Annotated in this window: 24 protein-coding genes and 1 pseudogene; 10 read left to right on the top strand and 15 right to left on the bottom strand. The window is 60.5% G+C overall.

Features of this window, described 5'->3' with window-relative positions; genetic code table 11:
• Positions 1-3: 3 nt before the first annotated feature.
• From gnd to tal, 3 genes are read right to left on the bottom strand one after another with little or no spacing between them, the layout of a single operon-like run.
• Positions 4-1,059, bottom strand: a complete 1,056-nt coding sequence (gnd, locus tag EO087_RS11275; protein WP_128898949.1) for a phosphogluconate dehydrogenase (NAD(+)-dependent, decarboxylating) — start codon at positions 1,057-1,059, stop codon at positions 4-6.
• Positions 1,056-3,374 carry a glucose-6-phosphate isomerase gene (gene pgi / locus EO087_RS11270; RefSeq protein ID WP_128898948.1) on the bottom strand — a complete coding sequence of 773 codons (2,319 nt, stop codon included), beginning with the start codon at positions 3,372-3,374 and terminating at the stop codon, positions 1,056-1,058. Before pgi ends, gnd begins: the two co-directional genes overlap by 4 nt.
• Entirely contained in the window at positions 3,371-4,444 is a 1,074-nt protein-coding gene (gene tal, locus EO087_RS11265; protein WP_128898947.1) for a transaldolase, read from the bottom strand. Before tal ends, pgi begins: the two co-directional genes overlap by 4 nt.
• Positions 4,445-5,528: 1,084 nt before the next feature.
• Here tal and EO087_RS11260 point away from each other — a divergent pair.
• From EO087_RS11260 to EO087_RS11245, 4 genes and pseudogenes are all read left to right on the top strand, one after another.
• Positions 5,529-7,028: a hypothetical protein gene (locus EO087_RS11260; RefSeq protein ID WP_164931825.1), complete on the top strand. Its 1,500-nt coding sequence runs from the start codon at positions 5,529-5,531 to the stop codon at positions 7,026-7,028.
• A 132-nt stretch (positions 7,029-7,160) separates the two neighbouring features.
• Positions 7,161-7,718 carry a hypothetical protein gene (locus EO087_RS11255; RefSeq protein WP_128898945.1) on the top strand — a complete coding sequence of 186 codons (558 nt, stop codon included), beginning with the start codon at positions 7,161-7,163 and terminating at the stop codon, positions 7,716-7,718.
• Positions 7,714-8,010, top strand: a pseudogene (locus EO087_RS11250) (ATP-binding cassette domain-containing protein); the annotation flags it as partial. The gene EO087_RS11255 and the pseudogene EO087_RS11250, both read left to right, overlap by 5 nt.
• Before the next feature lie 11 nt (positions 8,011-8,021).
• Positions 8,022-8,336: a hypothetical protein gene (locus EO087_RS11245; RefSeq protein ID WP_128898944.1), complete on the top strand. Its 315-nt coding sequence runs from the start codon at positions 8,022-8,024 to the stop codon at positions 8,334-8,336.
• A gap of 49 nt (positions 8,337-8,385) precedes the next feature.
• Here EO087_RS11245 and bioC read toward each other — a convergent pair whose 3' ends face one another.
• The 5 genes from bioC to bioB are packed head-to-tail and all read right to left on the bottom strand — an operon-like array spanning position 8,386 to position 13,044.
• A complete protein-coding gene (gene bioC, locus EO087_RS11240) occupies positions 8,386-9,267 on the bottom strand; it encodes a malonyl-ACP O-methyltransferase BioC (protein ID WP_128898943.1) in 882 nt (293 codons plus the stop codon).
• Positions 9,264-10,037: a pimeloyl-ACP methyl ester esterase BioH gene (gene bioH / locus EO087_RS11235; RefSeq protein WP_128898942.1), complete on the bottom strand. Its 774-nt coding sequence runs from the start codon at positions 10,035-10,037 to the stop codon at positions 9,264-9,266. Before bioH ends, bioC begins: the two co-directional genes overlap by 4 nt.
• Positions 10,034-10,804, bottom strand: a complete 771-nt coding sequence (locus tag EO087_RS11230) for a sulfurtransferase (RefSeq protein WP_128898941.1) — start codon at positions 10,802-10,804, stop codon at positions 10,034-10,036. Before EO087_RS11230 ends, bioH begins: the two co-directional genes overlap by 4 nt.
• A 28-nt stretch (positions 10,805-10,832) precedes the next feature.
• On the bottom strand, positions 10,833-12,032 hold the full coding sequence (gene bioF / locus EO087_RS11225) for an 8-amino-7-oxononanoate synthase (protein WP_240669032.1): 1,200 nt from the start codon (positions 12,030-12,032) through the stop codon (positions 10,833-10,835).
• A complete protein-coding gene (bioB, locus tag EO087_RS11220; protein WP_128898940.1) occupies positions 12,004-13,044 on the bottom strand; it encodes a biotin synthase BioB in 1,041 nt (346 codons plus the stop codon). Before bioB ends, bioF begins: the two co-directional genes overlap by 29 nt.
• A gap of 134 nt (positions 13,045-13,178) precedes the next feature.
• Here bioB and EO087_RS11215 point away from each other — a divergent pair, with 134 nt between their 5' ends.
• Together EO087_RS11215 and EO087_RS11210 are read left to right on the top strand one after the other, a co-directional pair.
• Positions 13,179-13,388 carry a hypothetical protein gene (locus EO087_RS11215; protein WP_128898939.1) on the top strand — a complete coding sequence of 70 codons (210 nt, stop codon included), beginning with the start codon at positions 13,179-13,181 and terminating at the stop codon, positions 13,386-13,388.
• Between the two features lie 14 nt (positions 13,389-13,402).
• On the top strand, positions 13,403-14,122 hold the full coding sequence (locus EO087_RS11210) for a ComF family protein (protein ID WP_128898938.1): 720 nt from the start codon (positions 13,403-13,405) through the stop codon (positions 14,120-14,122).
• A gap of 50 nt (positions 14,123-14,172) precedes the next feature.
• On the opposite strand, the gene ubiA is transcribed toward EO087_RS11210, so the two are convergent.
• The 7 genes from ubiA to EO087_RS11175 all read right to left on the bottom strand — a co-directional run bounded on the left by ubiA (position 14,173) and on the right by EO087_RS11175 (position 21,692).
• Positions 14,173-15,108: a 4-hydroxybenzoate octaprenyltransferase gene (gene ubiA, locus EO087_RS11205; RefSeq protein ID WP_240669204.1), complete on the bottom strand. Its 936-nt coding sequence runs from the start codon at positions 15,106-15,108 to the stop codon at positions 14,173-14,175.
• Positions 15,109-15,337: 229 nt separating this feature from the next.
• Positions 15,338-16,429, bottom strand: a complete 1,092-nt coding sequence (gene leuB, locus EO087_RS11200; protein WP_128898936.1) for a 3-isopropylmalate dehydrogenase — start codon at positions 16,427-16,429, stop codon at positions 15,338-15,340.
• Positions 16,426-17,010: a 3-isopropylmalate dehydratase small subunit gene (gene leuD, locus EO087_RS11195; protein ID WP_128898935.1), complete on the bottom strand. Its 585-nt coding sequence runs from the start codon at positions 17,008-17,010 to the stop codon at positions 16,426-16,428. The genes leuB and leuD overlap by 4 nt, the downstream gene beginning before the upstream one ends.
• Positions 17,011-17,164: 154 nt before the next feature.
• Positions 17,165-18,577, bottom strand: coding sequence for a 3-isopropylmalate dehydratase large subunit (gene leuC / locus EO087_RS11190; protein ID WP_128898934.1), 1,413 nt, complete (start codon positions 18,575-18,577; stop codon positions 17,165-17,167).
• Entirely contained in the window at positions 18,574-20,181 is a 1,608-nt protein-coding gene (locus EO087_RS11185; protein WP_128898933.1) for a 2-isopropylmalate synthase, read from the bottom strand. The genes leuC and EO087_RS11185 overlap by 4 nt, the downstream gene beginning before the upstream one ends.
• Before the next feature lie 666 nt (positions 20,182-20,847).
• Positions 20,848-21,480, bottom strand: coding sequence for a GNAT family N-acetyltransferase (locus EO087_RS11180; RefSeq protein WP_128898932.1), 633 nt, complete (start codon positions 21,478-21,480; stop codon positions 20,848-20,850).
• A gap of 5 nt (positions 21,481-21,485) precedes the next feature.
• The gene (locus EO087_RS11175) at positions 21,486-21,692 is read right to left on the bottom strand and encodes a DUF465 domain-containing protein (protein WP_128898931.1); all 207 of its coding nucleotides are present in this window, start codon (positions 21,690-21,692) and stop codon (positions 21,486-21,488) included.
• A gap of 107 nt (positions 21,693-21,799) precedes the next feature.
• Here EO087_RS11175 and ttcA point away from each other — a divergent pair, with 107 nt between their 5' ends.
• The 4 genes from ttcA (at position 21,800) to EO087_RS11155 (ending at position 25,921) form a co-directional block, all read left to right on the top strand.
• The gene (gene ttcA, locus EO087_RS11170; RefSeq protein ID WP_128898930.1) at positions 21,800-22,672 is read left to right on the top strand and encodes a tRNA 2-thiocytidine(32) synthetase TtcA; all 873 of its coding nucleotides are present in this window, start codon (positions 21,800-21,802) and stop codon (positions 22,670-22,672) included.
• A 126-nt stretch (positions 22,673-22,798) separates the two neighbouring features.
• Positions 22,799-23,998, top strand: a complete 1,200-nt coding sequence (locus EO087_RS11165; protein WP_128898929.1) for an amino acid aminotransferase — start codon at positions 22,799-22,801, stop codon at positions 23,996-23,998.
• A 110-nt stretch (positions 23,999-24,108) separates the two neighbouring features.
• A complete protein-coding gene (locus tag EO087_RS11160) occupies positions 24,109-25,026 on the top strand; it encodes a recombination-associated protein RdgC (protein WP_128898928.1) in 918 nt (305 codons plus the stop codon).
• 124 nt (positions 25,027-25,150) lie between these two features.
• Positions 25,151-25,921, top strand: a complete 771-nt coding sequence (locus tag EO087_RS11155; protein ID WP_128899913.1) for a YgjP-like metallopeptidase domain-containing protein — start codon at positions 25,151-25,153, stop codon at positions 25,919-25,921.
• Positions 25,922-26,099: the final 178 nt, after the last annotated feature.

The following is a 26,099-nucleotide window of genomic DNA, read 5'->3' as shown; positions in this document are numbered from 1 at the left end:
GGCTCAATCCTTGTTGTCGGTCGTGACTTCATGATGACCACCGAAAGCATGGCGCATCGCGGACATCACCTTGTTCGCGTAAAGCTCGTTGCCCTGTGAAGTAAAGCGACCGAATAGTGCTGCCGTAAGCACCGGTACGGGCACGCCTTCATCGATTGCGGCTTGTGCCGTCCAACGCCCTTCGCCGGAATCGGAAACACGACCGGTGTAATCCTTCAAAGAGGGATCGCGGTTCAGTTCGGTAGCCGTGAGATCCAACAGCCACGAGCCGATCACGCTGCCGCGACGCCACAGTTCCGTGATCTCGCTGATGGGGAAGTCGTATTGATAGCGTTCCGGATGCTCCAGCGGCGAGGTTTCGGCATCGGCACTGCGCTTGTGTTTGCCGGCATTGGCACCCTTCAGCACGTTGAGGCCCTCCGCATAAGCGGTCATCAAGCCGTATTCGATGCCGTTGTGAATCATCTTTACGAAGTGGCCGGCACCACTAGGGCCGCAATACAGATAACCGTTTTCAGCCGGCGACGGATCACCCGTGCGCCCTTCGCTGCGCGGCGCTGCTCCCACGCCAGGCGCTAGTGCAACAAAAGCAGGCTCCAGCCGTTTGTAAGCCTGTTCAGGGCCACCAATCATCTGGCAATAACCGCGCTCGCACCCCCACACGCCGCCGCTGACCCCGACGTCAACGTACATGATCCGATGCTTGCTGAGCGCCTCAGCGCGCCGCAGGTCCTCCACGTAATGCGAGTTGCCGCCGTCGATGACGATATCGCCAGCAGATAGCAGCGGCACAAGCTGATCGAGCACCGCATCGACCACTGCCGTCGGCAACATCAGCCATACGGCTCGTGAACCTTCAAGCTTGCCGGCCAAGTCCTGAATCGATTCGGCGATGGTCGAGCCATAGCTGGCAGCTTCTTTGCGCGCATCGATATTCGTATCGAATACCACGCAATCGATGCCCGCTTGCTGCATGCGGCGAACCATGTTCAGCCCCATGCGTCCCAAACCAACAAAACCCAGTTGCAGTGTTTCCTTCCGTGATGTTGCTGCGCTCATGCATGGTTCTCCCACAAGCGAAATCCGCCGATAAAGGCGTTACGGTTGTCGCCACGGCGTACGCCTTCGGGCAACTCGATGAGGTGGCGTACATTACCACCGCCAAGCACGACGTAATCGGGCTCAAGTGCCGCGCGCAATTGCTCGACCACATCGAAGACATACGCATGCCATTTCTTCTTGCCGAGTTTTTTCAGGCCGCGCGTGCCAACGTAGTCCTCGAACGTGCCTTTCTTATACGGAAGATGTGCCAGCTCCATCGGCTCGATGACACCGTCGACGATAAACGCCGTGCCCAGGCCAGTGCCCAGGCCAAGGAACAACATGCGACCACCTTCGTAACTACCCAATGCCTGCATGGCTGCATCGTTGATAACCCTCACCGGGCAACCGAACGCCTTGGCGAAATCGAAACCCACCCAACCTTTGCCAAGGTTGTACGGATCGCGCGCAATGCGATCGTGCAGGAGCGGGCCGGGATAACCGATCGTCACTGCATCGTATTTCCAGCCCCGAATCGTCGGGCGCAATTGTTTGATCATCGTTTCCGGCGCTAGCAAGCGACCGGACTTGATCTCCACTTCGCGTGGATTGCCGCTGAGCATGGCCTTGACGTGGCTGCCACCAATATCGATCACCAGCACGCGCTGCGGCTTGACTGCAGATACAGGCGCGGCAGCTTCGATCGATACCTTGCGACGCGTCTTGCGATACCACGTAATTGTCGCATTGGTAGCGCTGTCGTGATTGAGTGGCTTGCGCGGCGATTCAATCTCGTCCACTACGCGCAGAGCCAGTTGCTTGCCCAGTTCCACGCCCCATTGATCGAAAGGGTTGATGTTCCAGATCGTCGCTTGCGTGAACACGCTATGCTCATAAAGGGCAACTAGGCTGCCCAGCACAGCCGGCGTAAGACGATCAGCCAGCAGTAGGCTGGAAGGACGATTGCCTTCGAACACACGGTGCGGCGCCAGCTCGTCACTGATGCCCTCATCTTTCACTTGCTGCAAAGTCTTGCCGAAAGCCAGAGCTTCCGCTTGTGCGATGACATTGGCAATCAACAGATCGTGATGGCGGCCAGACGGATTCAATGACTGCGCGAAACCAACGAAATCACAAGGAATCAGCCGCGTACCCTGATGGATAAGTTGATAGAACGAATGCTGCCCGTTGGTGCCTGGCTCGCCCCAATAGATGGGGCCAGTGGGGTAATCGACGCTGGCACCTTCCAGCGTGACGTGCTTGCCATTCGACTCCATCGTGAGCTGCTGCAAATAGGCAGGAAAACGTTTGAGATACTGCTCATACGGCAGCACGGCCACGGTTTCGGCATGGAAGAAATCCGTGTACCACACGCCCAGCAAGCCCATGATGACCGGCAGGTTGCGTTTCAATGGCGCGGTGCGGAAATGCTCATCCATCGCGTGGAAACCAGCGAGCATTTCGCTGAAAGCATCCGGGCCGACCGCCATCATGGTGGACAGGCCGATGGCCGAATCCATCGAATAACGGCCGCCCACCCAATCCCAAAAGCCATACATGTGATCGGCGGAAATGCCAAATTCTTCCACCGCCTTCGCATGGGTGGATAGCGCGACAAAGTGCTTGGCAACTGCTTTCTTGTCGCCACCCGCTGCTTTCATCAACCAGTCGCGCGCACTGTGCGCGTTGGTCATCGTTTCCAGTGTGGTGAAGGTCTTGGAGGCAACGATAAACAGGGTTTCCTCGGGGCGCAGATCAATCACCGCTTCAGCGAAGTCGGTGTAGTCCACGTTAGAAACGAAGCGCATCTGCAACTTGCGATCGCTGTAGTGACGCAAGGCTTCAAACGCCATCACCGGCCCGAGGTCGGATCCGCCGATGCCAACATTGACGATGTTGCGAATCGGTTTGCCGGTAAAGCCAAGCCAGCGCCCTTCGCGGATATCGTTGGCAAATTCGACCATGCGCCTGAGCACCGTGTGCACTTGGGGCACTACATTGACGCCATCGACCTTGATCACATTGCGCGCCGGTGCGCGTAAGGCAACATGCAAGGCCGCGCGCTGTTCGGTGATGTTGATCTTTTCGCCCGCGAACATGGCGTCGCGGCGGGCTTCCAGTCCACATTCACGCGCTAGCGCAAACAGATGTTCCAACGTCTGGTCGTTAATGCGATGACGTGCATAATCGAACTTCCAGCCCGCGGCCTCGGCGCGATAGCGCTCGGCGCGACCGGGATCCATCGCGAAAAGATCACGCAGATGGTGTCGGGCCAGTTCGGATTGATGTTGTTCCAGTGCGCGCCATGCCGCTTTCTCGCGTAACGCGCTCATGCGGTGGCTCCCATGCGCTCGCTGATGGTATCCAGCAATTCGCGCCAGGACTTCACGAATGTATCGGCACCTTCCTGCTGAAGTGTCTTCGCCAGCGGCTCGACCAGGATGCCAGCAGCCTCGAACTTCGCCAGCGTGCTGGCCACGCTCGGGTCGTTCAGGGCCATCAGATGCGCAGCCTTGCCATGATCGGCGAAGGCCAACAGGGTCTTTTGCGGCATGGTGTTGACGGTCAGCGGCGCTACCAGGTTTTCAATGTAAAGCACATCGCTGGCTTGCGGATCCTTGGTGCCCGTGCTGGCCCAGAGCAGGCGCTGTACGCGCGCCCCGGCGTTCTGCAGGCGCTGCAGGCGTGGCGAATCAAGTAGCTGGCGGTACTTAGCGTAAATCTGTCCGCATACCGCAAAGCCGAGTTTATTCTGCAGCTCAGCCGATACCTTGTCGGCCACTTTCACATCCCAGCGACTGATGAATATCGACGCGACCGAAGCCACGTCCAGATCCAATCCTGCCGCATGACGACGTTCAAGGCCGCGCAGCCAGGCATCGGCCGCCGCCTGGTATTGCACGGGCGAGAACAGGAGGGTCACATTGATCGGCACGCCGCGGAAGATCAGTTCTTCGATGGCGCCGATGCCGGCCGGCGTGCCCGGCACCTTGATGAAAAGGTTGTGCACCGCGGCCTGCTTGTGCAGTGCAACCGACTGCTCGACGGTGCGGGCGGTGTCGTCCGCCAGCAACGGCGAAACTTCCAGCGACACCCATCCGTCCACGCCATGCGTATGCTGATAGACCGGCTCGAAGATGGCGGCGGCGCGACGAAGGTCGTCGATGGCCAAGCCGAAGAAAATCGTTTCCGGCTCCACCTGCCCGGCAGCGCGGATCGACGCGTCATAGTCCTTACCGGACTTGATGGCCTGGGCAAAGATGGTGGGGTTGGAGGTCAGGCCGGTAACACTCTTTTGCTCGCGGTAGCCTAGTAAGGTACCGTCGCCCAACATGCTTCGCGTGATGTTATCCAGCCAAAGGCTCTGGCCGAGTCCATTGAGCGTGCGGGTTGGGTGTTCCATTGCAGTACTCCTGATGACATGAGTCGAATATTCGATAGGACCGCGATATCGCTCGCGGCCGCATGTAAACCTGGCAGACGCGCCACCGGCATGCGATTCCATGCTTGTGGCCATGCCTGCTGCATTGGGGTATCCGCAACACAATCATTCTGGCTTTCAGCGTGGTGTACGGAACCTGGTGGCAGGCCAATCAGCATAGTCCTTTTGGCGTGGGGTACCACCCATCAGGCTAACAGGTCCAATCTCGCCGTCTGATGACGATTGGGACTGAGTACGCAGAGCATCGCAAACTGGAACTTGATGGCAGGGTAGGCCATGAACCGCTTCGCTATGCGACTCCTGTCAACCATCTTGGAAGTTCTGATTTATTCTGTAGCGGCCAAACCCATCCGATTACACTTTGCTCACCTGGCCTGACATCGAAGAAAGATTTGTGTAATCGGATGCCTGGAAGCAGAATCGTTATCCCAGCGAAAGCTGGGATAACGAATCGGCGATGTTGAAGTTCGTGGAGTTCTGATCTACGCGGAGCGCATGTTGTGAATGATGAAAAGCTCAATAGTGCAACGCCAGCCACTTTTTGTCGCGTTGTTGCACAGACCAGTCTCCGCACACTCATTAATGACTAATTAGGAATAGCCTCATGCATGTTGGTCCTTATCAACGCGTTAATCCTTATCAACGTGAGGTATCTGTGTCGGATACCTCGCAATCACCTGCCAGTGATGCACCAACGCCCGCCGAAGGAGGTGTTTTTCACGGTGCCCAAGTCTTAGATGCGCCACCTGCTCGGGATAGGCGAGGCACCGGCGATCGCTCTCGCGGCGGGTTCAGCGGGCGAGGCCAGCCTTGGGCCACCGGTAACCATCACACGTCGGCACCGGTTCCTTCGTCAGGTCGCGGTGCGCCTCTCTCGCCCAATGCGGCCCCAGGTATCCACACAGAGTCAGCGCCGGTGGATGGGAGGCCGGCCGTTAAGGGCAAAGCACCGGCTGCACCGATCCAATCAGCCGGCGCACTGCGCGCGGCATTGCGAGCGCAACCGTGCCGGTTAAATGTGTTGACGTGTGCATGCTGGTTCAAAATGATGAAACACTTCGATCGGCCTACGCCGGATGATCTCAAGTTGCTCGTGGAGCAGCTCCCCACGCTTGTACGCAACTCACCCCGGTACATATTGAATGAGCAAACGTATGCCCAATGGAGCTCGCTATTTCTAAAAGTCGGGAACGACCCTCATGGCAGGCAGCAGTTGGAACCGTTATTGCACGCCATGGTCGACTGGTTGAACGACCTACCAGAAGGATTGAAACCTCAGGCTGCGGGCACCCTCCTTTACAACTTGCAGGCGATGCCATCTACCTCTGGCACCGAGGCGGTGCTGCAGGCCATGGCCTGGCACATTTCCAAGACACCCTTTTTAGATGCCCAAGCCATCGGCAATGCCCTGTACGGGCTGCAGAACATGCCTTCGACGGACGGCACCGAGGCGGTGCTGCAGGCCATGGCCTGGCACATTTCCAAGACACCCTTTTTAGATGCCCAAGCCATCGGCAATGCCCTGTACGGGCTGCAGAACATGCCTTCGACGGACGGCACCGAGGCGGTGCTGCAGGCCATGGCGCCGCACATTTCCGAGGCCCCCTCTTTATCTGGCCAAGAAATCGGCAACGCCCTGTACGGGCTGCAGAACATGCCTTCGACGGACGGCACCGAGGCGGTGCTGCAGGCCATGGCGCCGCACATTTCCGAGGCCCCCTCTTTATCTGGCCAAGAAATCGGCAACGCCCTGTACGGGCTGCAGAACATGCCTTCGACGGCGGGCACCGAGGCGGTGCTGCAGGCCATAGCGCCGTACATTTCCGAGGCACCCCCCTTATCTGCCCAAGAAATCGGCAACGCCCTGTACGGGCTGCAAAACATGCCGCCGACGGCGGGCACTCACGCGGTGCTGGATGCCTTGGTCGTGCATGCAGCACGCATCAGCGCTAACGACGTCACCAAGACAGGTATTCCTCCGGCAACCTATCTGGCGGAGTGTATCTTCAGCGTAAGAAACCATCTCACCCATCCCTCGACAAAATCTTTAATCACCCAGATCAGTGGCTCATTGAACCTGCCGCTCCGTCCGCAGGACCTCACGCCTGGGACCTATTCCAGGACGCTTTGGCGGTTACTAAACAACCCGCGACACATTCATCCTGATCCCCGACACGGTCACCTATTTGCAGTGGATCTTCACTACTTGTCACACAAGTTAGGTCACGCGTTTTGCACCATGGCGCTCCATCAGCTACTACCCTCTTGCGACACCCTCCGGGTCGTCTATGGTTCATCGCGTCATCTGGCCGCGAACAAAGGGAAGATGCGTGCAAGCGCGGAACTAGCGCTGAGTCAATTTAAGGGTGAGGGGTACACCATGACCTATGCGTTCCAGGAAAACCAACCCTACGTGCAGGTCACGAAGAAGGCAGGGAACGCGCATCACCCACTTCCACCGGGGCAATGGAATGTAGCGGCCAAAGCGTTTGTTCCAAGATCCCGCGCTGCGGTGGCAGAGGAACATCACAACGAAGAAACCTAATCGGACGTCACGATGAGGTCCGATCGAAATGATCTTCGTACCCGGAGCAGCGTAGGGATGCCATCCAGAACCGTGTTACGCATCGTTGTTGTCACAGTGGTTATCAGTGCACTCGCCTATCCGTGCTGGCGAATGGATAAGTCGTCGCACGTGGTGCCGGAAAACACCACGTCGACACCCGCCTCGTTGACAGCCGCATCTGGCAAGGTGGCGGCGCCCGCTGCGCGCATCTGGCACCGCGGCGCGTTGACCTTCAAACCCTGTGAATGGGGGCGTCCTGGCAGTGGCGTGACCGCCGGGGCCTGGTGCACGACGTTCGACGCGCCGGAAAACCGCGATGATCCGCACAGCCGCCGCATCGGCCTGAAGCTAGCCATTGCACGCAGCGATGCACAGGTGCCCGATCCGAACATGACCGTTTTGCCGGCCGGTGGCCCGGGCGAAGCGGCGACTGAATCGTGGGTACTGGAAGCGCCTGCGTTTGTCGAGGTGCTCAAGCATCACGATGTAGTGCTGTTGGATCAGCGTGGTACGGGTGGCTCCCATCCGCTGAGTTGCAAGGGGGCCAAGGAAGACTCCCATGAAACATCATGCAAACCTTGTATCAATTGCGCGATGCGCTGCGCGCCAATCCGCATACGGTCAGCTTCCGCGATCCACAGACCCATCAGACAGTCGAGCGCCCATTGAGCGAATTTTCGCTTGCCAGCGTGGTGCGCATGTTTGCTTCGGCACAGTGAAAGCCGTCGATGGAGTCAGTTTCAAGGCGCGCGACGGTGAGATCACAGGCTTGTTGGCCCCCAATGGCGCCGGCAAGACCACCACGCTGCGCATGCTGTATACGTTGATGCATCCTGATCAGGGGAAAGTGCTGGTCGATGGTATTGATGCGACGAGTAACGCGGCGGCGGTGCGTCGTCAACTCGGAGTGTTTCCTGATGCGAGAGGTTTGTACAAGCGCCTCACCGCACGCGAAAACATCTGATTATCTTGTTGGCATCGCTGCAAACCCTGGTGGCGGCGTTCGCCAAGAGCTATCGCGAAGCGCAGACCTATCTGGGCGTGCTGATGATAGTGCCGGCGTTGCCGTCGATTCTGCTCAGCGTGCTACCGGTGAAAGTGGTGGATTGGATGTATGCGGTGCCGTTGCTTGGTCAGCAAGTGGGCATTACGCAGTTGCTGCGCGGTGGTGAAATTGCCCCGCGTGAGATGGCCGCCTGCATAGTGTCTGGGCTGGTCGTGGCGCTGCTGGTTACCTTGGTGACGGCGAAGGTTTATCGCTCGGAGCGGTTGGCGATTTCGGCGTAAGTTTCTCAACAGACTGCTCAGGTATCCCTAAGCTAACCCGAAAGTCGGGCTAGCGCCGCCGCGACCCGCGCAGGCTGTCGATCGAGAAGCTGGCGATTTCGCCGCCATCCTTGGTGCGACGCGATTGGCCGGGCGGTGGACCCCAAGCGTGAGCGGTCACCACCTCCCACGTGGCGGGAATGCGGCCGTCTTTGCGCATGGCTTCGTAGGTTGCGAGCATGCTCTGAAAGTGGTGTTTGCCGGTCAGTCCGCGCTTGCGGACACGGTCAGCGTGAGTAGCTCCGAGTCCCTTGAGCTCATACAGCAATGCTTTCGGTTCGCTGTAGGTGAGCGTGTAACGATCCACATCCAGTACCGGATCACGCAGGCCGGCATTGATCATGGCGTCGCCCAGATCGTGCATATCCAGAAAGCGGCTGACATGTGAGTGCTGATCCACCGATGCCCATGCCGCACGCAGTTCGCGCAAGGTATCCGGGCCGAAGGTGGAAAACAGCAACATGCCACCCGGCTTCAGTGCGCGCACGCATTCATCGAACAGCGTGGGCAGGTCATCGATCCATTGGAAACACAGATTCGAGTGCAAGACATCGACACTGTGATCAGGCAGGGGCAATGCCGTGGCTTCACCGCATACGCGCAGGAACGGTTTGAGCCAGCGTGTGTGGGACTTGGCCGTGCGCAGCATCGGCAAAGCAGCATCCACGGCGATCACCTGTGCCTTGGCGTAGCGCTTTTTCAGCAATGCGCTGCCGCGACCGGTGCCGGCGCCGACATCGATGACGCGCTCGGGTTGCTGCAGATAGAAATCGAGCCGTTCCAGCAGAAGTTGTTGCACTTCGCGCTGCAAGGCGTCGTGTTGCTCGTAGCTCTCGGCAGCGTGGCTGAAATTGGCGCGCACCCGGCGATGGTCGACTTGGAAATCACTCATCGAAGGGATTCAAGCCAGGGCAGCAAAATCTGCGCTACGGCATCAGGGTGGCTCAGGAACGGAGCATGTCCGGCGCGCGCAATGACGTGACATTCGCCGCCGCACGCATCCGCAGATGTCTGCATCGCAGCCGGATGCACCAGACGATCCAGTCGCCCGGCACTCCACCAACTCGGTTTTGCTTTCAGTTGCGGGAGGCTAGCGCGCAGATCGGTCTGGTCGAGAATGCGAATGCCTTCCTGCAATATGCGTAAATCAGGTTCACCACGCGAAAACACTTCGGCGCGTAGTTTGCGTAGATCACCGAGCGGATCGGGACTACCCATCACTTCCAGTGCCAGGAAACGTTCAATGGTGGCGTGGTAGTCGGTTTCCAAATCGGCGGCGAGTTGTTGCACCAGTGAAGCATCCCGGCCGTGCGGCCAATCTTCAGCGACCACAAAGCGCGGCGTGGCGCACAACATGGCCAGCGCGCGAACGTGCTGCGGAAGCTCCAGTGCTGCATTGAGCGCGACCAGTCCGCCGAGCGACCAGCCCATCCATACGGCTGGCGGCGTGGCGTCGGCGATGGCGCGTGCGCATGGCGATGGATCCAGTGGCAGGCCGCAGTGGCGCGAGTAGCCGTGACCGGGCAGATCGACCAGATATATCGTGCAGCGTTCACGCAAGGCTTCCACCAGCGGCGCAAAGATGCCGCCGTGCATCGCCCAGCCGTGGATCATCACCAGCGGCATCGGGCCGCTGCCGTGGACCTCGATATGCAGGCTCATGTGCTTTCAGCTCCCTCCCCATAGGGGAGAGGGAGCAAATCCAGGGGTGCGAGTGCCTTGTCGACGGCGCCTCGCTCATCGAAGACAAAGCAGTCGCCTTCCCAATGCGTGCCGCCGACCTCCTCGAAATACTTCAGGATGCCGCCTTCCAACTGGTACACGTTTTCCATGCCGATGTCTTGCATATGCAACACTGCTTTTTCGCAACGAATGCCACCGGTGCAATACGACACCACCGTCTTGCCGTGGTAGCGCGCCTGATCGGCTGCCAGTGCGCCGGGCAATTCGGTAAAACGGGCAATGCGGTAATCGACAGCCTGCGGAAACATGCCTATGTCGGTTTCATAGGCGTTGCGCGTATCCAGCAGAATCACGTCGCGGCTGCGATCGTCGTGCCCCTGATCCAGCCAACGCTTGAGCGTCGCCGCATCCACCGCGGGCGCGCGTCCACCTTCGGGGCGAATGGTAGGTTGTCGCAGCGTGATGATTTCCTTCTTCAGACGCACGCGCATACGTTTGAACGGCACCTGGTCGGAGGGCGATTCTTTCGCCTCAAGGCCAGCAAAGCGCGAATCCTGATGCAGCCACGCCATGAAGGCGTCGATCGCTTCGCGCGGAGCGGCCAGGAACAGGTTGATCCCCTCGGGTGCCAGCAAAATGGTGCCTTTCAGCGCCAGCGCCTCGCACTGTGCAAACACCCGTTCGCGCAACGCCGGCAGATCGTCCAGGCTGACGAAGCGGTAAGCGGAAATATTGAGGATCGACATAGGCGGAGGGGGAGTGCGAGAACGCTAATTATACCGACGCATCCGCCAGACGCAGGGACTCAAGTGCCTGCAAGAGCCTATCCACATGGCTTTCCTCGTGGTTGGCCGACAAGGTGATGCGCAGGCGCGCCTGCCCATGAGGGACGGTGGGCGGGCGGATGGCGACGGCAAGCAGGCCCTGGGCCTCCAGGGCGCGGGAGGTGTCCACGGCGCGCTGGGCATCACCCAGCATCAGCGGTTGGATGGCCGTGCGCGAAGGCATCAGCGGTAAGCCGAGTTGTTTCGCGCCGAAGCGGAAGCGCTGGATCAGCGCGTTGAGCTTTTCCCTCCGCCAGTTTTCACTGCGGGCCAACGTGACCGCGCAATGGGCTGCCGCGGCAAGAGCCGGGGGCATGGCTGTGGTGTAAACATAGGTGCGCGCGAATTGGGTCAAGCCATCGATCAACGTCGCGGAGCCGGCAACAAATGCGCCCCCGCAACCGAGCGCCTTGCCTAGCGTCGCCATCAGAATCGGCACGTCGCGTTCGGTCAAACCTGCTTCCATGACGCTGCCGGCGCCGTCGTGTCCCAATACCCCCAGCCCGTGTGCGTCATCCACCATCAAGCTGGCTCGCTCGCTTGCGCACAGAGTCGCCAATGCCTGCAACGGGGCGATATCGCCATCCATGCTGAATACGCCATCGGTGGCGAGCAGGGCGTAACTGTTCGCGGCGCGCTGTAATGGGCGAGCGGCGGCGTTGGCATCAGCATGCGGATAACGCTTCAACACGGCGCCGGCCAGTTGCGCGCCATCCAGCAGGCAGGCGTGATTGAGCTTGTCTTGCACGCATAGATCGTCACGTTGGAGAAGTGCCTGGATCACACCGAGGTTGGCCATGTGGCCGGTGGAAAACAGCAGTGCGCGTTCGCGCCCGGTCCACTCGGCCAACGCTTCTTCCAGCGCGGCGTGTTCGCGATGATGGCCGCAGATCAGATGCGCCGAGCCGCTGCCGACACCGCATGTATCGGCGGCTTTCTTCAAGGCGGCAATCAAGCGCGGATCTTGCGCTAGGCCAAGATAATCATTGGTGCAGAAGGCCAGCAGGCGTTGCCCACCGACTTCCACATAGGGTCTATGGCTTGCATCGATGGTGTGCAGGCGGCGTTGCAATTGTGCCTGTGCGCGTTCGGCCGTCTGGACGGCCAGACGCTCGAGCAAGTCAGGCCGCGCAGCCACAGCTCTGGCCACAGCTTCCGACGGCTTCCGTCTCAAGGATGTCGGTGTGCACGGTGTCGATTTCCTCGACCACTTCCAATGCATGCAAATCAAGGCGGCGGAACAGCGCGCGATCATGTTCCACATCCGGGTTGCCGGTGGTCAGCAGCTTTTCGCCATAGAAGATCGAGTTGGCGCCGGCGAAGAAGCATAAGGCTTGCACGGCATCGTCCATCTGCTGACGGCCGGCGGACAGGCGCACCATCGACTGAGGCATCAGGATGCGCGCCACGGCGATCGTGCGCACGAACTCGAACGGGTCCAGCGCCTGCGTGCCATGCAGCGGCGTACCTGGCACTTGCACCAGCTGGTTGATCGGCACCGATTGCGGATGCTCCGGCAGGTTAGCCAGCGTCTGCAGCAAGCCAGCGCGCTGATCGCGCGTCTCGCCCATGCCGACAATACCGCCACAGCAGGTCTTCAGGCCGACCTGGCGCACCTGTTCCAGGGTATCCAGGCGATCCTGGTACTGGCGCGTGTGGATGACCTGGTCGTAAAACTCCGGCGCCGTATCCAGGTTGTGGTTGTAGTAGTCGAGACCGGCCTGCTTCAGCGTCTGCGCTTGTTCGCCGCTGAGCATGCCCAGCGTGGCGCAGGTTTCCAGACCCAGCGCCTTCACGGCGGAAACGATTTCCGCCACTTGGACCACGTCGCGGTCCTTCGGGCTACGCCACGCGGCACCCATGCAGAAGCGGCTGGCGCCGGCCTGCTTGGCGGCCTGCGCACGGGCGACTACGCTTTCCATCGATATCAGCTTCTCTGCCTTCACCCCGGTGTGGTAGCGGGCGGCCTGGGGGCAATAACCGCAATCCTCCGGGCAGCCGCCGGTCTTGATCGACAGCAGAGTGGATATCTGTACCGCGTTCGGATCGTGATGCGCGCGATGCACGCTGTGCGCCCGGTGCAGCAGTTCATTGAAGGGTAAGGCAAATAGGGCGACGACTTCGTCGCGGGTCCAGTCGTGACGAAGCGCGGCTGCAGTCATGGGAAGGCTCCGGGAAACCGGCGCACAGTGTGGGAGCCACCCGGTGGACTGTCAACTCGATTCGCGCGCGAATAGTTGACGGAATGGAGGCGCGGGCCGCTAACATCGACCCATCATCCATCGAAGGAGTCGCCATGAATGCGGCAGGTCAAGGTAGTGCCGGCAATGTGATCGCCGCCATCTGCAGTCTGTTCATCCCGGGACTGGGCCAACTGGTGCAGGGGCGTTTCCTGAAAGCCGTACTGATGTTCGTGCTGGCCGGCGTGTTGTGGGTGTTCTGGATGGGCTGGATTATCCATTTGTGGTCGATCCTCGATGCGGCGATGTTCAAACCCAACCACTGACCGAAACATTACGCATGGACGCGCCGATTCGCTGGCTTTCCCACTTGCACCACTGGCTGCTGCCCTGGCGTTGCCTGCTATGCGGCGATGCCGATGCTAATGGCATGGATTTGTGTGCCGACTGTGCGGCGGAATTGCCGCGCAACACGCACTGCTGCCAGCGCTGCGCGTTGCCGCTTCCCATGTCGGTCCCGCTATGCGGCCGCTGCCAGCGTAAAGTTCCGCCCTGGGATGCCGCTTGGGCGCCATTTCGTTACGCGTGGCCACTGGATTGGCTGGAAACGCGCTTCAAATTCAGTCGAGATCTTGCCGCGGGACGCGCGCTGACGACGCTGTGGCAACGCGAAGCTTGTCCTGTCACGTTGCCGCGGATGATCATCCCGGTGCCTTTGCACCATCGTCGGCTGCGCGAACGGGGTTATAACCAAGCGGTGGAAATCGCACGACCCCTTGCGAGCATCTTTGGCATTCCCTGTCGACATGATGTGCTAATACGCACTCGCCATACCGATGCGCAAACAGGATTGGACGCGATGGAGCGTCGACGCAATCTTCGTGGCGCCTTTGTGCTGCGCAATGCTGTGCCATTGCCTACGCATGTCGCAGTGCTTGATGACGTATTCACGACAGGTGCCACGCTTGCCGAGTGCGTGCGCACCTTAAAGCGCGCGGGAGTGGTACGCGTGGATGCATGGGCGCTTGCACGTGCGCCGATTCCTGGTAGCGGCAGGTAAGGGAAGGATCGATCCTGCCTTGTGACGGCAATATGAAAAAGCGGAGCGCGTCAGCGAATCGCCAACGCCAGCGCTATGCCGATCCACAACGCTAAGCCTACCCCATTGTTGTTCCGAAACGCCGCAAGGCAAGTATCGCGTTCGCGGTTGCGGATCAGCCACTGCTGCCAGCCGAACAAACCGGCCGTGGCGACGACGGACAGCCAATAAGGCCAGCCCAGATGCGCACGGGTGCCGACCATCACCATGGCGGTGATGAAGGTGCCCATCAGCACGCCGATGATGGTGAGATCGGCGTCGCCGAACAGGATGGCGGTGGAGCGTGCGCCGACCTTGATGTCGTCATCGCGATCGACCATCGCGTATTCCGTGTCATAGATCACCGACCACAGGATATTGGCGATGAACAGCACCCAGCCGACGGCTGGCACCGTGTTCTGCACAGCGGCGAAAGCCATCGGGATCGACCAGCCAAAAGCCGCGCCGAGCACCACCTGCGGCAGATCGGTATAGCGCTTGGTGAAGGGATAGATGGCCGCGAGCGCTGCGCCGATAAACGACAACTTGATGGTTAGCGCATTGGTGAACAGCACCAGCACGAACGCAAACCCCAGCAGCGAGGCGAAGACGATCAGCGCCTCTCGCGGCGTGATCCGGCCCGAGGCGATCGGGCGCCCGGCAGTCCGCGTTACCTGCGGATCGAGCTTGCGGTCGGCGTAATCGTTGATCGCGCAACCCGCAGCACGCATGGCGAACACGCCGAGGGTGAAGATGATCAGGGGCTTCCACGGTGGAAAATCGCCGGCGGCGAGCCAAAGCGCCCACCAGGTCGGCCATAGCAGGAGCAGGGCGCCAATGGGGCGATCCATGCGGGTAAGTACAAGCATGTCATGCGCTTTCTGGCGCTGACGATCCGGCAGTCCGCGTAGCAGCCAGTCCAGCACACGCGTAGCGCGGGTCGAGCTGTCCGCAGGACTCGTCGGCATGGTCGGCATGGTCGGCGCAGAGGCGGCAGGACGCAGGCGGTGGGTGGCGGGCGCGGGTGGATTGCGCCGCGGGCGCTTGCGGGAAGTCAGGGTCATGGGAGGAAGTGTAGCGTGCCAGCTTTGCGCCGAAAGCGGGGGAGTGTCCGCTCAGCGCAACATCTCATGCGTGGCCGGGATATCGTTGAAGTCCATCGGCGACAGGCCGAGCGTCTGCAACGCGTCGCCTCGCTCAGCCGCACGCACGCAGGCCGCACAGGAAGGCGGGCGTGGCAACGTCGTCGAGCGCGGCGATCACGGCATCGCGCATGTCACGGGTGGAAGCTTTGCCGCCGATATCGCAACTATGCGGGCCGTTGCTCAATACGTGGGCTACCGCGGCTTCGATCGTGGCGGCTTCGATTTCCAAGCCCAGCGAGTGGCGCAGCAGCAGCGCGGCGGACAGGATCGCGCCCAGCGGGTTGGCGACGTTCTGGCCGGCGATATCCGGCGCGGAGCCGTGAATGGGTTCGTACAAACCGACCTTGCCTTCGCCCAGCGAGGCGGATGGCAACAAGCCGAGCGAGCCGGCCAAGGCCGCGGCTTCGTCGGTGAGGATGTCGCCGAACAGGTTTTCGGTGACCACCACGTCGTAGCGCGACGGCTGGGTCAACAACAGCATCGCCATCGAATCGACCAACTGGTGCTCCAGCTTCACATCCGGATATTCGGCAGCGACACGCGTCACCGTGCTGCGCCACAGGCGCGAGGTTTCCAGCACGTTGGCTTTGTCGACGGAAGTGATGTGTTGTTTGCGCTCGCGCGCCAGTTCGAACGCGCGGCGGGTGACGCGCTCGATTTCGGCCACGGTGTATTTGCACTCATCCGTCGCGGTGTCGGTGGTACGGGTCTTGGCGCCGAAGTACGCACCGCCGGTTAGTTCGCGCACGAACAGCACGTCGACGTTTTTGAGTTTTTCATTCTTCAGCGGCGACAGTGCCGCCAGTGCCGGATGCACATGCAATGGACGCAGATTGGCGAACACGCCCAAGGCTGCACGCAGCGCCAGCAATCCCTGTTCAGGGCGCACCTTGGCCTGCGGATCGGACCACTTCGGACCGCCGACGGCGCCCAGGAACACCGCGTCGGCTTTCTTGCACGCTTCCAATGTCGCCGCGGGCAGCGGCTCGCCGGTGGCATCGATCGCGCAGCCGCCGATCAGATGCGTTTCGAATTCAAACGTGTGGCCGCTGCGTTCGGCCACGGCTTTCAGTACGGCAACTGCCGCGTCGGTAACTTCCGGACCTACGCCGTCGCCGGGCAGGGTGACGATGCGAGCGTTCATGCCGCTTTCTCCTGTTGGTGTTCGTATTGGGTGATTGCGTCATGGTGCTGAAGCAGAAAGCCGAGCTGATCGACGCCGTTCAACAGGCAATGGCGTGCGAACGGCTCCAGTTGGAAGCGGATATGTCCGCCATTGGGAAGCTGGATGGCCTGTTCGCGCACATCGATGGATAGTTCGATGCCCGGATTATTCAGCAACCAGCGGTGCTCGGCTTCATCGATCACGATGGCGAGCAGGCCGTTCTTCAATGCATTGCCGCGGAAGATGTCTGCGATCTCGCTGCACAGCACGGCCTGGATGCCGTCATCCAGCAGCGCCCACGGTGCGTGCTCGCGTGAGGAGCCGCAGCCGAAGTTGCGGCCCGCGACCAGGATGGCGCAACCGTTCGCTTCGGGTTTGTTGAGCGGGAAATCCGGGTTATCGCTGCCATCTTGGGCGTAGCGCCAATCGTTGAAGCAGAACTTGCCCAGGCCAGCGCGTTCGGTGGTGGTGAGAAAGCGCGCGGGGATGATGCGGTCGGTGTCGATGTTTTCGTCGAGCAGCACAGCGGTGCGCGAGTGGATGCGGGTGACAGGTTTCATAGCAAAACTCCAGCGAAGCAGGCTTCCTCTCCCCTTTGGGGAGAGGATTGAGGTGAGGGGGAGCGCTTCGCATGAAGCGCGCGGCGAGATTCGCCCCTCACCCTAGCCCTCTCCCCGGAGGGGAGAGGGGACTGTTCACGCGAGTGTGTGGCGTTCATGCAGCCACCTCCGTCAGGTATTCGCGTGGGTCGGCAATCGCGCCGGCAATCGCAGAAGCGGCAGCCGTAGCCGGACTGGCCAGCACGGTGCGCGCCCCTTTGCCTTGGCGACCCTCGAAATTGCGGTTCGACGTGCTCACCACCAGCTGCCCCGGCTGTGCCAAGTCGCCATTCATAGCGATGCACATCGAGCAACCGGGAATGCGCCATTCCGCACCGGCGGCCAGAAACACTTCGTGCAAGCCTTCTTTCTCCGCATCGCGACGCACCGCTTCGGAGCCAGGCACGACCAGCACGCGCACGCCATTGGCAACGTGGCGACCGCGCATCACGTTGGCGGCTTCGCGCAGATCGGAAAGACGCGAGTTGGTGCAGCTGCCGATAAACACCACATCCACCGCGGTGCCCTGCATCGGCTGGTTCGCCTTCGCCTGCATGTAATCCAGCGCGCGTTGCTCGACCGCATTGCGTGCGACGGGGACCGGCTTGTCCATCGCGATCGCCATGCCCGGATGTGTGCCGTAGGTGACAGTGGGGCGAATCTGGCTGGCGTCGATACGCGCTTCGCGATCGTACTTCGCGCCTTCGTCGCTGCGCAGCCCGCACCAGCGTTGCACTGTTGCATCCCACGCAGCGCCTTGCGGTGCACGCGGGCGGCCTTTCAACCAGGCAAAGGTAGTTTCATCCGGCGCGATCAAACCTGCGCGTGCACCAGCTTCGATCGACATATTGCACACCGTCATGCGCTCTTCCATCGACAGTGCTTCGATCGCTTCGCCGCGGTACTCGAGCACGTAGCCGGTGCCACCGTCGACGCCGATCTCGCCGATGATGTGCAAGATCAGATCCTTCGCGCCGACGCCACGCGGCAGTTTGCCGTCGACGTGAATCGCGAAGGTTTTCGGCTTGCGCTGCAATAGGCATTGCGCCGCCATCACGTGGCCGACTTCCGTGGTGCCGATACCGAACGCTAGTGCACCGAACGCACCGTGCGTGGAAGTGTGGCTGTCGCCGCACACAATGGTCATGCCTGGTTGGGTGGCGCCCAATTCGGGACCGATCACATGCACGATGCCACGGTCGCTGCTGTCCCAGCCGTACAACGGCACGCCGAATTCACGGCAATTGGCTTCCAACTGTGCGACCTGCGCTTTTGCTTCCGCATTCGCATACGGACGCTCGCCGTTCGCTGCCACGGGCAAGGTCGGCGTGGAATGGTCCAGCGTCGCCAGCGTGCGATCCGGGCGACGCAGTTTCAAGCCACGCGAACGCAATTCGCTGAACGCCTGCGGTGAAGTGACTTCGTGCACCAGATGCAGGTCGATGTACAAAACGGTCGGCGTATCGGCGCTTTCGGGCGCTACGATGTGAGCGTCCCAAATCTTTTCAAATAGTGTGCGCGCGCTCATGCGGTGGCTCCTTGGAGTGCAGATGCATCGGCGCTGTTGTCGCGGGTTTGCCGCTCGATGCGGTTGACGATGGCGAGTGCGGCATATGCGGTCGCTTCGATGATGTCGGTGCTGACACTGCTGCCGTGCCAGTCACGCATGGCGTGGCGCGCGACGAGTTGCGCATGGCCTTGCGCGTCGCCACCTTCACTGATGGCACGCACCTGAAAGCGCGTCAGCACCATGTCGGTGCCGGTGGCTCGCTTGATGGCACGCAGCACCGCGTCGACGGGGCCGTCGCCGATGGCGGCTTCGCCTATTTCACGGCCGTCTTCGTGGCTCAGTTTCACCGTGGCCGAGGCGCTTCCGCCCAGGTGCGAGTTAGTGTTGAGTTGGGTGAGATGCCACGGACCGGTGGCATCCGGGTCCTGGTTCAAGGCCAGTGCTTCCAGATCTTCATCGCGGATTTCGCGCTTGCGGTCAGCCAGCGATTTGAAACGCTTGAACACGCTGTCCAGCGCTTCGTCGTCCAAGGCGTGTCCCAGTGTTTCCAGGCGTTGGCGCAGCGCGTGGCGACCAGAATGCTTGCCCAGCACCAGCGTGGTTTCGGCAATACCGACGTCTTCTGGTCGCATGATTTCGTAAGTGCCGCGATGCTTGAGCATGCCGTGCTGGTGGATGCCCGACTCATGCGCAAACGCGTTGTCACCCACCACGGCCTTGTTGCGTTGTACTACCTGGTCGGTGACCTGGCTCAGTAGGCGTGACGTGGGAAAAAGCTTGTGCGTATCGATGTGGGTACGCAAGCCGAAGCGTGGTGCGCGTACCTTCAGCGCCATCACGATTTCTTCCAATGCGGCATTGCCGGCGCGCTCGCCGATGCCGTTGATGGTGCATTCCACCTGACGCGCGCCACCGCTGACGGCGGCCAGGCTGTTGGCCACGGCCATGCCCAAGTCGTCGTGGCAATGGGAGGAGAACACCGTCTTGTGCGCATCGCGCACGTTTTGGCGCAGGTAGGTAAACAGTTCGTAGATTTCAGCGGGCGTGGTGTACCCCACGGTGTCCGGAACGTTGACGGTGGTGGCGCCGGCGGCGATGGCGGTGCTGAAGACTTCAACCAGGAATTCCGGCTCGGTGCGCATCGCATCTTCGGCCGAAAATTCGATGTCGGCGCAGTACTTGCGTGCGTGCTGGATGGAGGCGACGGCGGTGTCCAGCACTTGCTGCTTGCTCATGCCAAGCTTGTGTTCGCGATGCAGTGGGCTGGTGGAGAGAAACAGGTGAATGCGTGATCGTCTGGCGCGTTCCAGTGCGCGGGCGGCGGTGTCGATGTCGCCGGTTTGACATCGCGCCAGTGCGCAGACCGTCGTGTTGCGTAACGTTCGCGCAATTTCGTCGACAGCAGCGAAATCATCCGGCGATGCCTGTGGAAAACCGGCTTCCAGGATGTCCACGCCTAGTGTTTCCAGCGCTTGTGCCATGCACAATTTCGCGCGCCGATCCATGGAAAAACCGGGTGCCTGCTCGCCGTCGCGCAAGGTGGTATCGAAAATACGTACGCGATCTTCGGTGCTGTCACCGGCTTCGTCGGGATCGTTCGGTTGTGGGGTTTCGCTGGTCATGGCCTGGCTCCGTTTAGGTGATGGCGAGGGCGATAAAAAACCCCGCATCCTGGTCGGATGCGGGGTTCCTTGGGGTATCTAGGTTAGTTTTGCTTTACCTTGACACGCGCCTTCAGCCCGCACCTCCGTGGGTAATAAGGAGTACGAGTACAAGGGAAATAAGAAGGAGGCCGGTAAGCGGCAGCATGTCGATCAACGTCGGTGGACGGATCGCAGCGATGAATTCGCGGTGGCTGTTGCGTTGCGGCATATCGTCGACCGTACGGTATGTTGTGTAGATGTGTCAACTATTTTTTGAGAAATTTTCCAAATTGTCGATTCGCGTGCGTATGGATGGCTAAACGTCCATATGAATCAAGCACTCGCAAGTAGTTTGGTTTCATGCGCAACGATGTTGTTTCATTCGAAACCATGCGGCGTTTCGACGAAAATGGCGTAGGTTGTAAACCGAATGGTGCTTACTTAAACGCTTGCTCGTCGATTGCAATGCGCGCGGAACACTCCCCTCTCCCTTCGGGAGAGGGGCTGGGGGTGAGGGTTCGGGCGGAGCGCGGGGATCGTTTCTTGTACAAGTGTTTGTCATTGCACTCCGACCGTACCCTCACCCCCAGCCCCAAAGGGAGAGGGGCTTAAGTAAGCGCCATTCGGGTGTAAACCCCAACATCGTCACAGCCGCGCATCGCGATGTTGGGGTTTGCACCCCAGCGATGTCAGCCGCGCCAACCGCATATCCAGCCAACGCTGCACATCCGGCCATTCGCTGGCAATGATCGAGTAACACACCGTGTCGCGCAGCGTGCCGTCCGGCCGACGCTTGTGGGCGCGAAGCACGCCGTCCTTATGCGCACCCAGGCGCTCGATGGCGCGTTGTGAATCCAGGTTGCGATGATCGGTATGAAATTCCACCGCCACGCAATTGAGTACCTCGAAGGCATGCTTCAACAGCAGGCGTTTGCAGGCGGTATTGAGGTGGCTCTTCTGCCAGCGCTTGGCGTACCAGGTGTAGCCAAGCGCGATGCGTGGCAATTCCGGGACGAAGTCATAGAAACGTGTGGCGCCGACGATCTGGCCGCTGGTTTTCTCGCGTACCGCGAAGGGAAGCATCGTATGGGCAGCCAGGCCATCGAGCGCTTTGTCGATGTACGCCCTGGCCTGGCCAGGTTCCGGAGCGCTGGTGAACCACAGCTTCCAGAGTTCGCCATCCGCGGCAGCGGCTTCAAGAGCGGGCGCGTGGCGTGGGCCGAGGGGTTCGAGCAGGACGTGCTCGTCCTGCAGGGCGGCCGGGGTAAGGATGGGCATGAGGCTCAGGCGTCGAGGTCGGGAATGAGTTTGCTTTCCAGCCGCGCGATGGTGTCCTTCAGCAGCAGCTTGCGCTTTTTCATGCGGGTGATCTGGAGTTCGTCGCAGCCGATCGAGGTGATGAGTTGTTCGATGGCGACATCCAGATCACGATGCTCCTGGCGTAGTTCGGCCAGTAGATGGGCGATCTGGGTCGGATCCTGGGCCTGCATGGCGGGCAATCGTAAAGGGCGGCGATAGAGCCGTGATTGTAGCGCGTCGGAATGGGGTAGGTGGGATAGGTACAATAGGCGCTTGCCCGTCGTCCGATGTCGTCACCATGTCTGCACCCCTGCCAGAAACCGCCCGCAAGCACGCCTATGAGGCCGGTAAGTTGGCCAAGCGCCTCCGCCATCAGGTAGGTCAGGCGATTGCCGACTACAACATGATCGAAGATGGTGACAAGGTGATGGTGTGCCTGTCCGGCGGCAAGGATTCGTACACCATGTTGGACATCCTGCTTTGCTTGCAGATCAAAGCACCGGTTCGTTTCGAGTTGATTGCGGTGAATCTGGATCAGAAGCAGCCCGGATTCCCGGAGCATGTGCTGCCACAGTATCTGACTGAACGCGGGGTGCCCTTTTATATTCTTGAGCAGGATACTTACAGCACGGTCACCCGGGTGGTTCCTGAGGGCAAGACCCTGTGCAGCCTCTGTTCGCGGCTGCGCCGTGGCGCGTTATATGCCTGGGCCGCGGCCAATGGTGTAACCAAGATCGCGTTAGGCCACCATCGCGACGATATCCTCGGTACCTTTTTCCTCAACCTGTTCTATCAGGGCGCTCTCAAGGCCATGCCGCCGAAGTTGCGCTCGGACGATGGCCGTCACGTGGTCATCCGTCCGCTGGCCTACTGCAAGGAAAGTGACATTTCGGACTATGCCGAGCACAGGCAGTTTCCGATCATTCCCTGTAATCTCTGCGGTTCGCAGGAAAACTTGCAGCGCAAGGCCGTAAACCGCATGTTGCACGAGTGGGAGCGCCAGCATCCTGGGCGTAGCGAAAGCATGTTTCACGCGCTGGGCAACGTGGCGCCCTCGCAATTGGCGGATCGCCAGTTTTTCGACTTTGCTTCGCTAGGTTCCCGCGAAGGTGCCCGGCGAGCCGATGTCCATGGTTGGCTTGCGGATAAAGGAGTGAGTGAAAAGGAGTGAGAGAGAAACCTATCGCTTGTGCGACGGTTGTTCTTCGTACGTTTTTTTACTTCCACGCGTCTCCCTTTTGCTTGAGTGGGTTCTTCGCCCACTTCTCACTCCTCTTTACTTACTTCTAGGCTTCCAATGTCCCTCTTTGCATCCGTTGAAATGACCCCAGGCGATCCGATCCTGGGGCTTACCGAGGCTTTCGTGGCTGATGCCCGCCCCGGCAAGGTCAATCTTGGCGTGGGTATTTACTACGACGAAACGGGCCGCATCCCGCTGCTGCGCGCTGTGTGCGAAGTGGAAGAAGCGCTGGCGCGCGAAGCCAAGCCGCGCGGTTACCTGCCGATCGACGGCTTACCGACGTATACGCAGGCAACCCAGAAACTGGTATTTGGCGCCGACTCTCCGCTACTGACTGCCGGCCGCGTGGCGACATCGCAAACGGTGGGCGGCAGCGGTGCGCTGCGTGTTGGTGCGGACTTGCTACACAAGGCGCTGCCCAAGGCTAAGGTGGCCATCAGCCGTCCGAGCTGGGAAAACCATCGCGTGGTCTTCCATGCCGCCGGTTTTGAGGTCGTCGATTACGCCTACTACGATGCAGTCACGCATGGCCTGGATTCCGCGGGCATGCTCGCCGATCTCGGCAAGCTGGAGCCGGGCACGGTCGTACTGCTGCATGCCTGCTGCCACAATCCCACTGGCGTCGACCTGACCGTCGAGCAGTGGAAGCAAGTGGTGGCGCTGGTGAAGGAGCGTGGTCTGCTGCCCTTCATCGACATGGCTTATCAGGGCTTCGACAAGGGCATCGACGAGGACGCCGCAGCGGTTCGCTTGTTTGCCGAATCCGGTATTGAATCTTTCGTGGTCGCCAATTCGTACTCCAAGTCGTTCTCGCTGTATGGGGAGCGCGTGGGCGCGCTGTCGATCGTCGGTGCGAACCGCGAAGAAGCTTTGCGTGTGCAGTCGCTGGTCAAGCGCATCATCCGTTCGATCTATTCCAGCCCATCCATACACGGTGGCGCGCTGGTCGCCGGCGTGCTCAATAGCGTAGAGCTGCGTGCATTGTGGGAGGATGAGCTCACCGGCATGCGCGAACGCATCCATGCGATGCGTGCCGGCATGGTGGAAAAGCTTGCTGCCAACGGTGCGCCGCAGTTCGGTTTCATCCAAAAGCAGGCAGGCATGTTTTCGTACTCGGGCTTGAACAAGGCGCAAGTGGATCGCCTGCGCGAAGAACACGCAATCTACGCCATTGGCACTGGCCGCATCTGTGTGGCTGCGCTCAATCGCGGTAATCTCGATAACGTCGTGGCTGCTGTCACCGCTGTTATCCGCTGACACTCCCAACATCGTCGCCCCGGCGAAGGCTGGGCCCAGTGGCTTGTTGCATCAAGACGCTGGGTCCCGGCCTGCGCCGGGATGACGGATATTTGTGAACTGGATCCTCCATGTTTTTCCGCAACCTCACGCTATTCCGCTTTTCCCCCGCCGTTGCCGAAGATCTGAAACGCCTCGAAGAGGCGCTGGGTGAACATCGCCTGCGTCCCTGCGGCCCACTGGAAATGAGCACGCGCGGTTTCGTGCCGCCGGTCGGTCGTGGCGATGATGCGCCGATGACACATGGGGTGAATGCCTGCACGCTCATCACCGTTGGTGGCGAGGAAAAGTTGTTGCCTTCCGCTGTGGTGAACGACGAACTGCAGCGCAAGGTGCAAAAGATCGCCGAAGAAGAAGGCCGCAAGGTGGGTGGCCGCGAACGCAAGCGCCTCAAGGAAGACTTGCTTACCGAACTACTGCCGCGTGCTTTCGTGCGCAGCTCGCGCATGTCTGCCTACGTTGATCGCAAGAACGGCTGGCTGGTGCTGGATACGTCCAGCCGCAAATCGGCGGAAAACGCGCTGACGCAAGTTCGCGAAGCACTCGGCAGTTTTCCGGCCGTGCCATTGGCGCCAGAAGAAGGCCCGCGCGTGCTGATGACCGATTGGCTCACCAACGGCAACCTGCCGGGCGGTCTTGCGTTGGGTGATGAATGCGAACTGCGCGACCCAGCCACCGCGACCGGCGCGATTGCGCGCTGTCGCCGCCAGGACCTCGAAGCCGAGGAAGTGAAAGAACACCTGCGCAACGGCAAGCAGGTGTTCCAGCTTGGTCTGGTATTCGATGACCGCATCAGCTTCGTGCTGGGCGAAGATCTGGTGGTGCGCAAGCTGAAATTCCTCGATGCGGTGCTCGATGAACTGGGCGATAGCCAGCAGGACGCCGCCGCCGAGATGGACGCCCGGTTCGCTCTCCTGACCCTGGAACTGGAGCGTTTGCTGGTCAAATGGGAAGAATGGTTCGGCCTTCCTCGTCCCACGAGCTCCTGAGACGCGCACCACGCTGGGCTTCCCGGGGGTGGGGCAAAAAGGCTCTTGCGCATGGCCCCCGGCGCCCCACATCCTGCTTGCGCCTGGGGGCGCTTCGGCCCCCGGCGGTAGTTTTGAAGGCAGGATCATGGCGCACCTTGAAGGCGACTGGCTGGAGTTGGCAACACCCAGCGGCAATACCATCCGTGTGCTCAAAGCATCGCATCCGCGTGCGCGGCGGTTGCGTCTGACCGTATCGCCGAAAGGTGCGCGCCTCACCTATCCGCAAGGCACGCACCCGTCACAGGTCAACGCATTTCTTCGTCATAACGCGGACTGGTTGGAGAAGAAGCTAGACGAACTGAACTTGGTCGTCGAACCGTTGCCGCCGTTGCGTGTAGGAACGCCGATCGAGTTTCCGCTGCGCGGCGAAATCGTCATGTTGGACTGGGCCGAAGGCGCGTATCCGCGCGTCGTTGCTTATGAAGGCGGCCTCACGCTGGAAATTCCTCGTCCGCACAGCCGCGCGCTCCCGGTTGCGCGTGGTTTGCTTGCTTCGTATTTCGAAAATCAGATTCGCCGCGATGTGTCGCGTTGGCTTGCCGGCTACGTGCCGCAGCTTGGCTTGGCGCCCACGGCGTTGCGCATTCGTCCCATGAAAAGTCTGTGGGGCAGCCTGGATACGCGTGATCGCATCAATCTGGATCTCGCCCTGGCGCTGGCTCCGCCCGCTGCCTTGCGCTATGTGCTTGCGCATGAGCTTTGCCACCTGAAAGTTCGCAATCACTCGCCGCGTTTCTGGGCGCATGTGGAGTCTATTTTTCCGGACTGGCGTGAGCAGCGCGACGGGTTGCGCCAGAACGGTGCTATGTTGAAAGCGGAACTGGATCGACTGATCGCTGATGTTGCCGATTGACGGCATGTCTGGTGGCATGGAAGAGGCGTCAACCACAATAATCGTTTCTTCTTCACATCACCCCTGCCGGTCGTCTTTCCTCTAAGATCGATTACAGGTGTCACTTCAAAATGCATCCGATGGGCGCCATCTTGCCTCATCAGCCATGATCTGTGATCTTCGACGTTGGGGAACGTAT

The organism is Dyella sp. M7H15-1 (genome assembly GCF_004114615.1).
Taxonomy (GTDB): Bacteria; Pseudomonadota; Gammaproteobacteria; order Xanthomonadales; family Rhodanobacteraceae; genus Dyella_B.
This window is presented reverse-complemented; position numbering and strand designations above follow the sequence as displayed.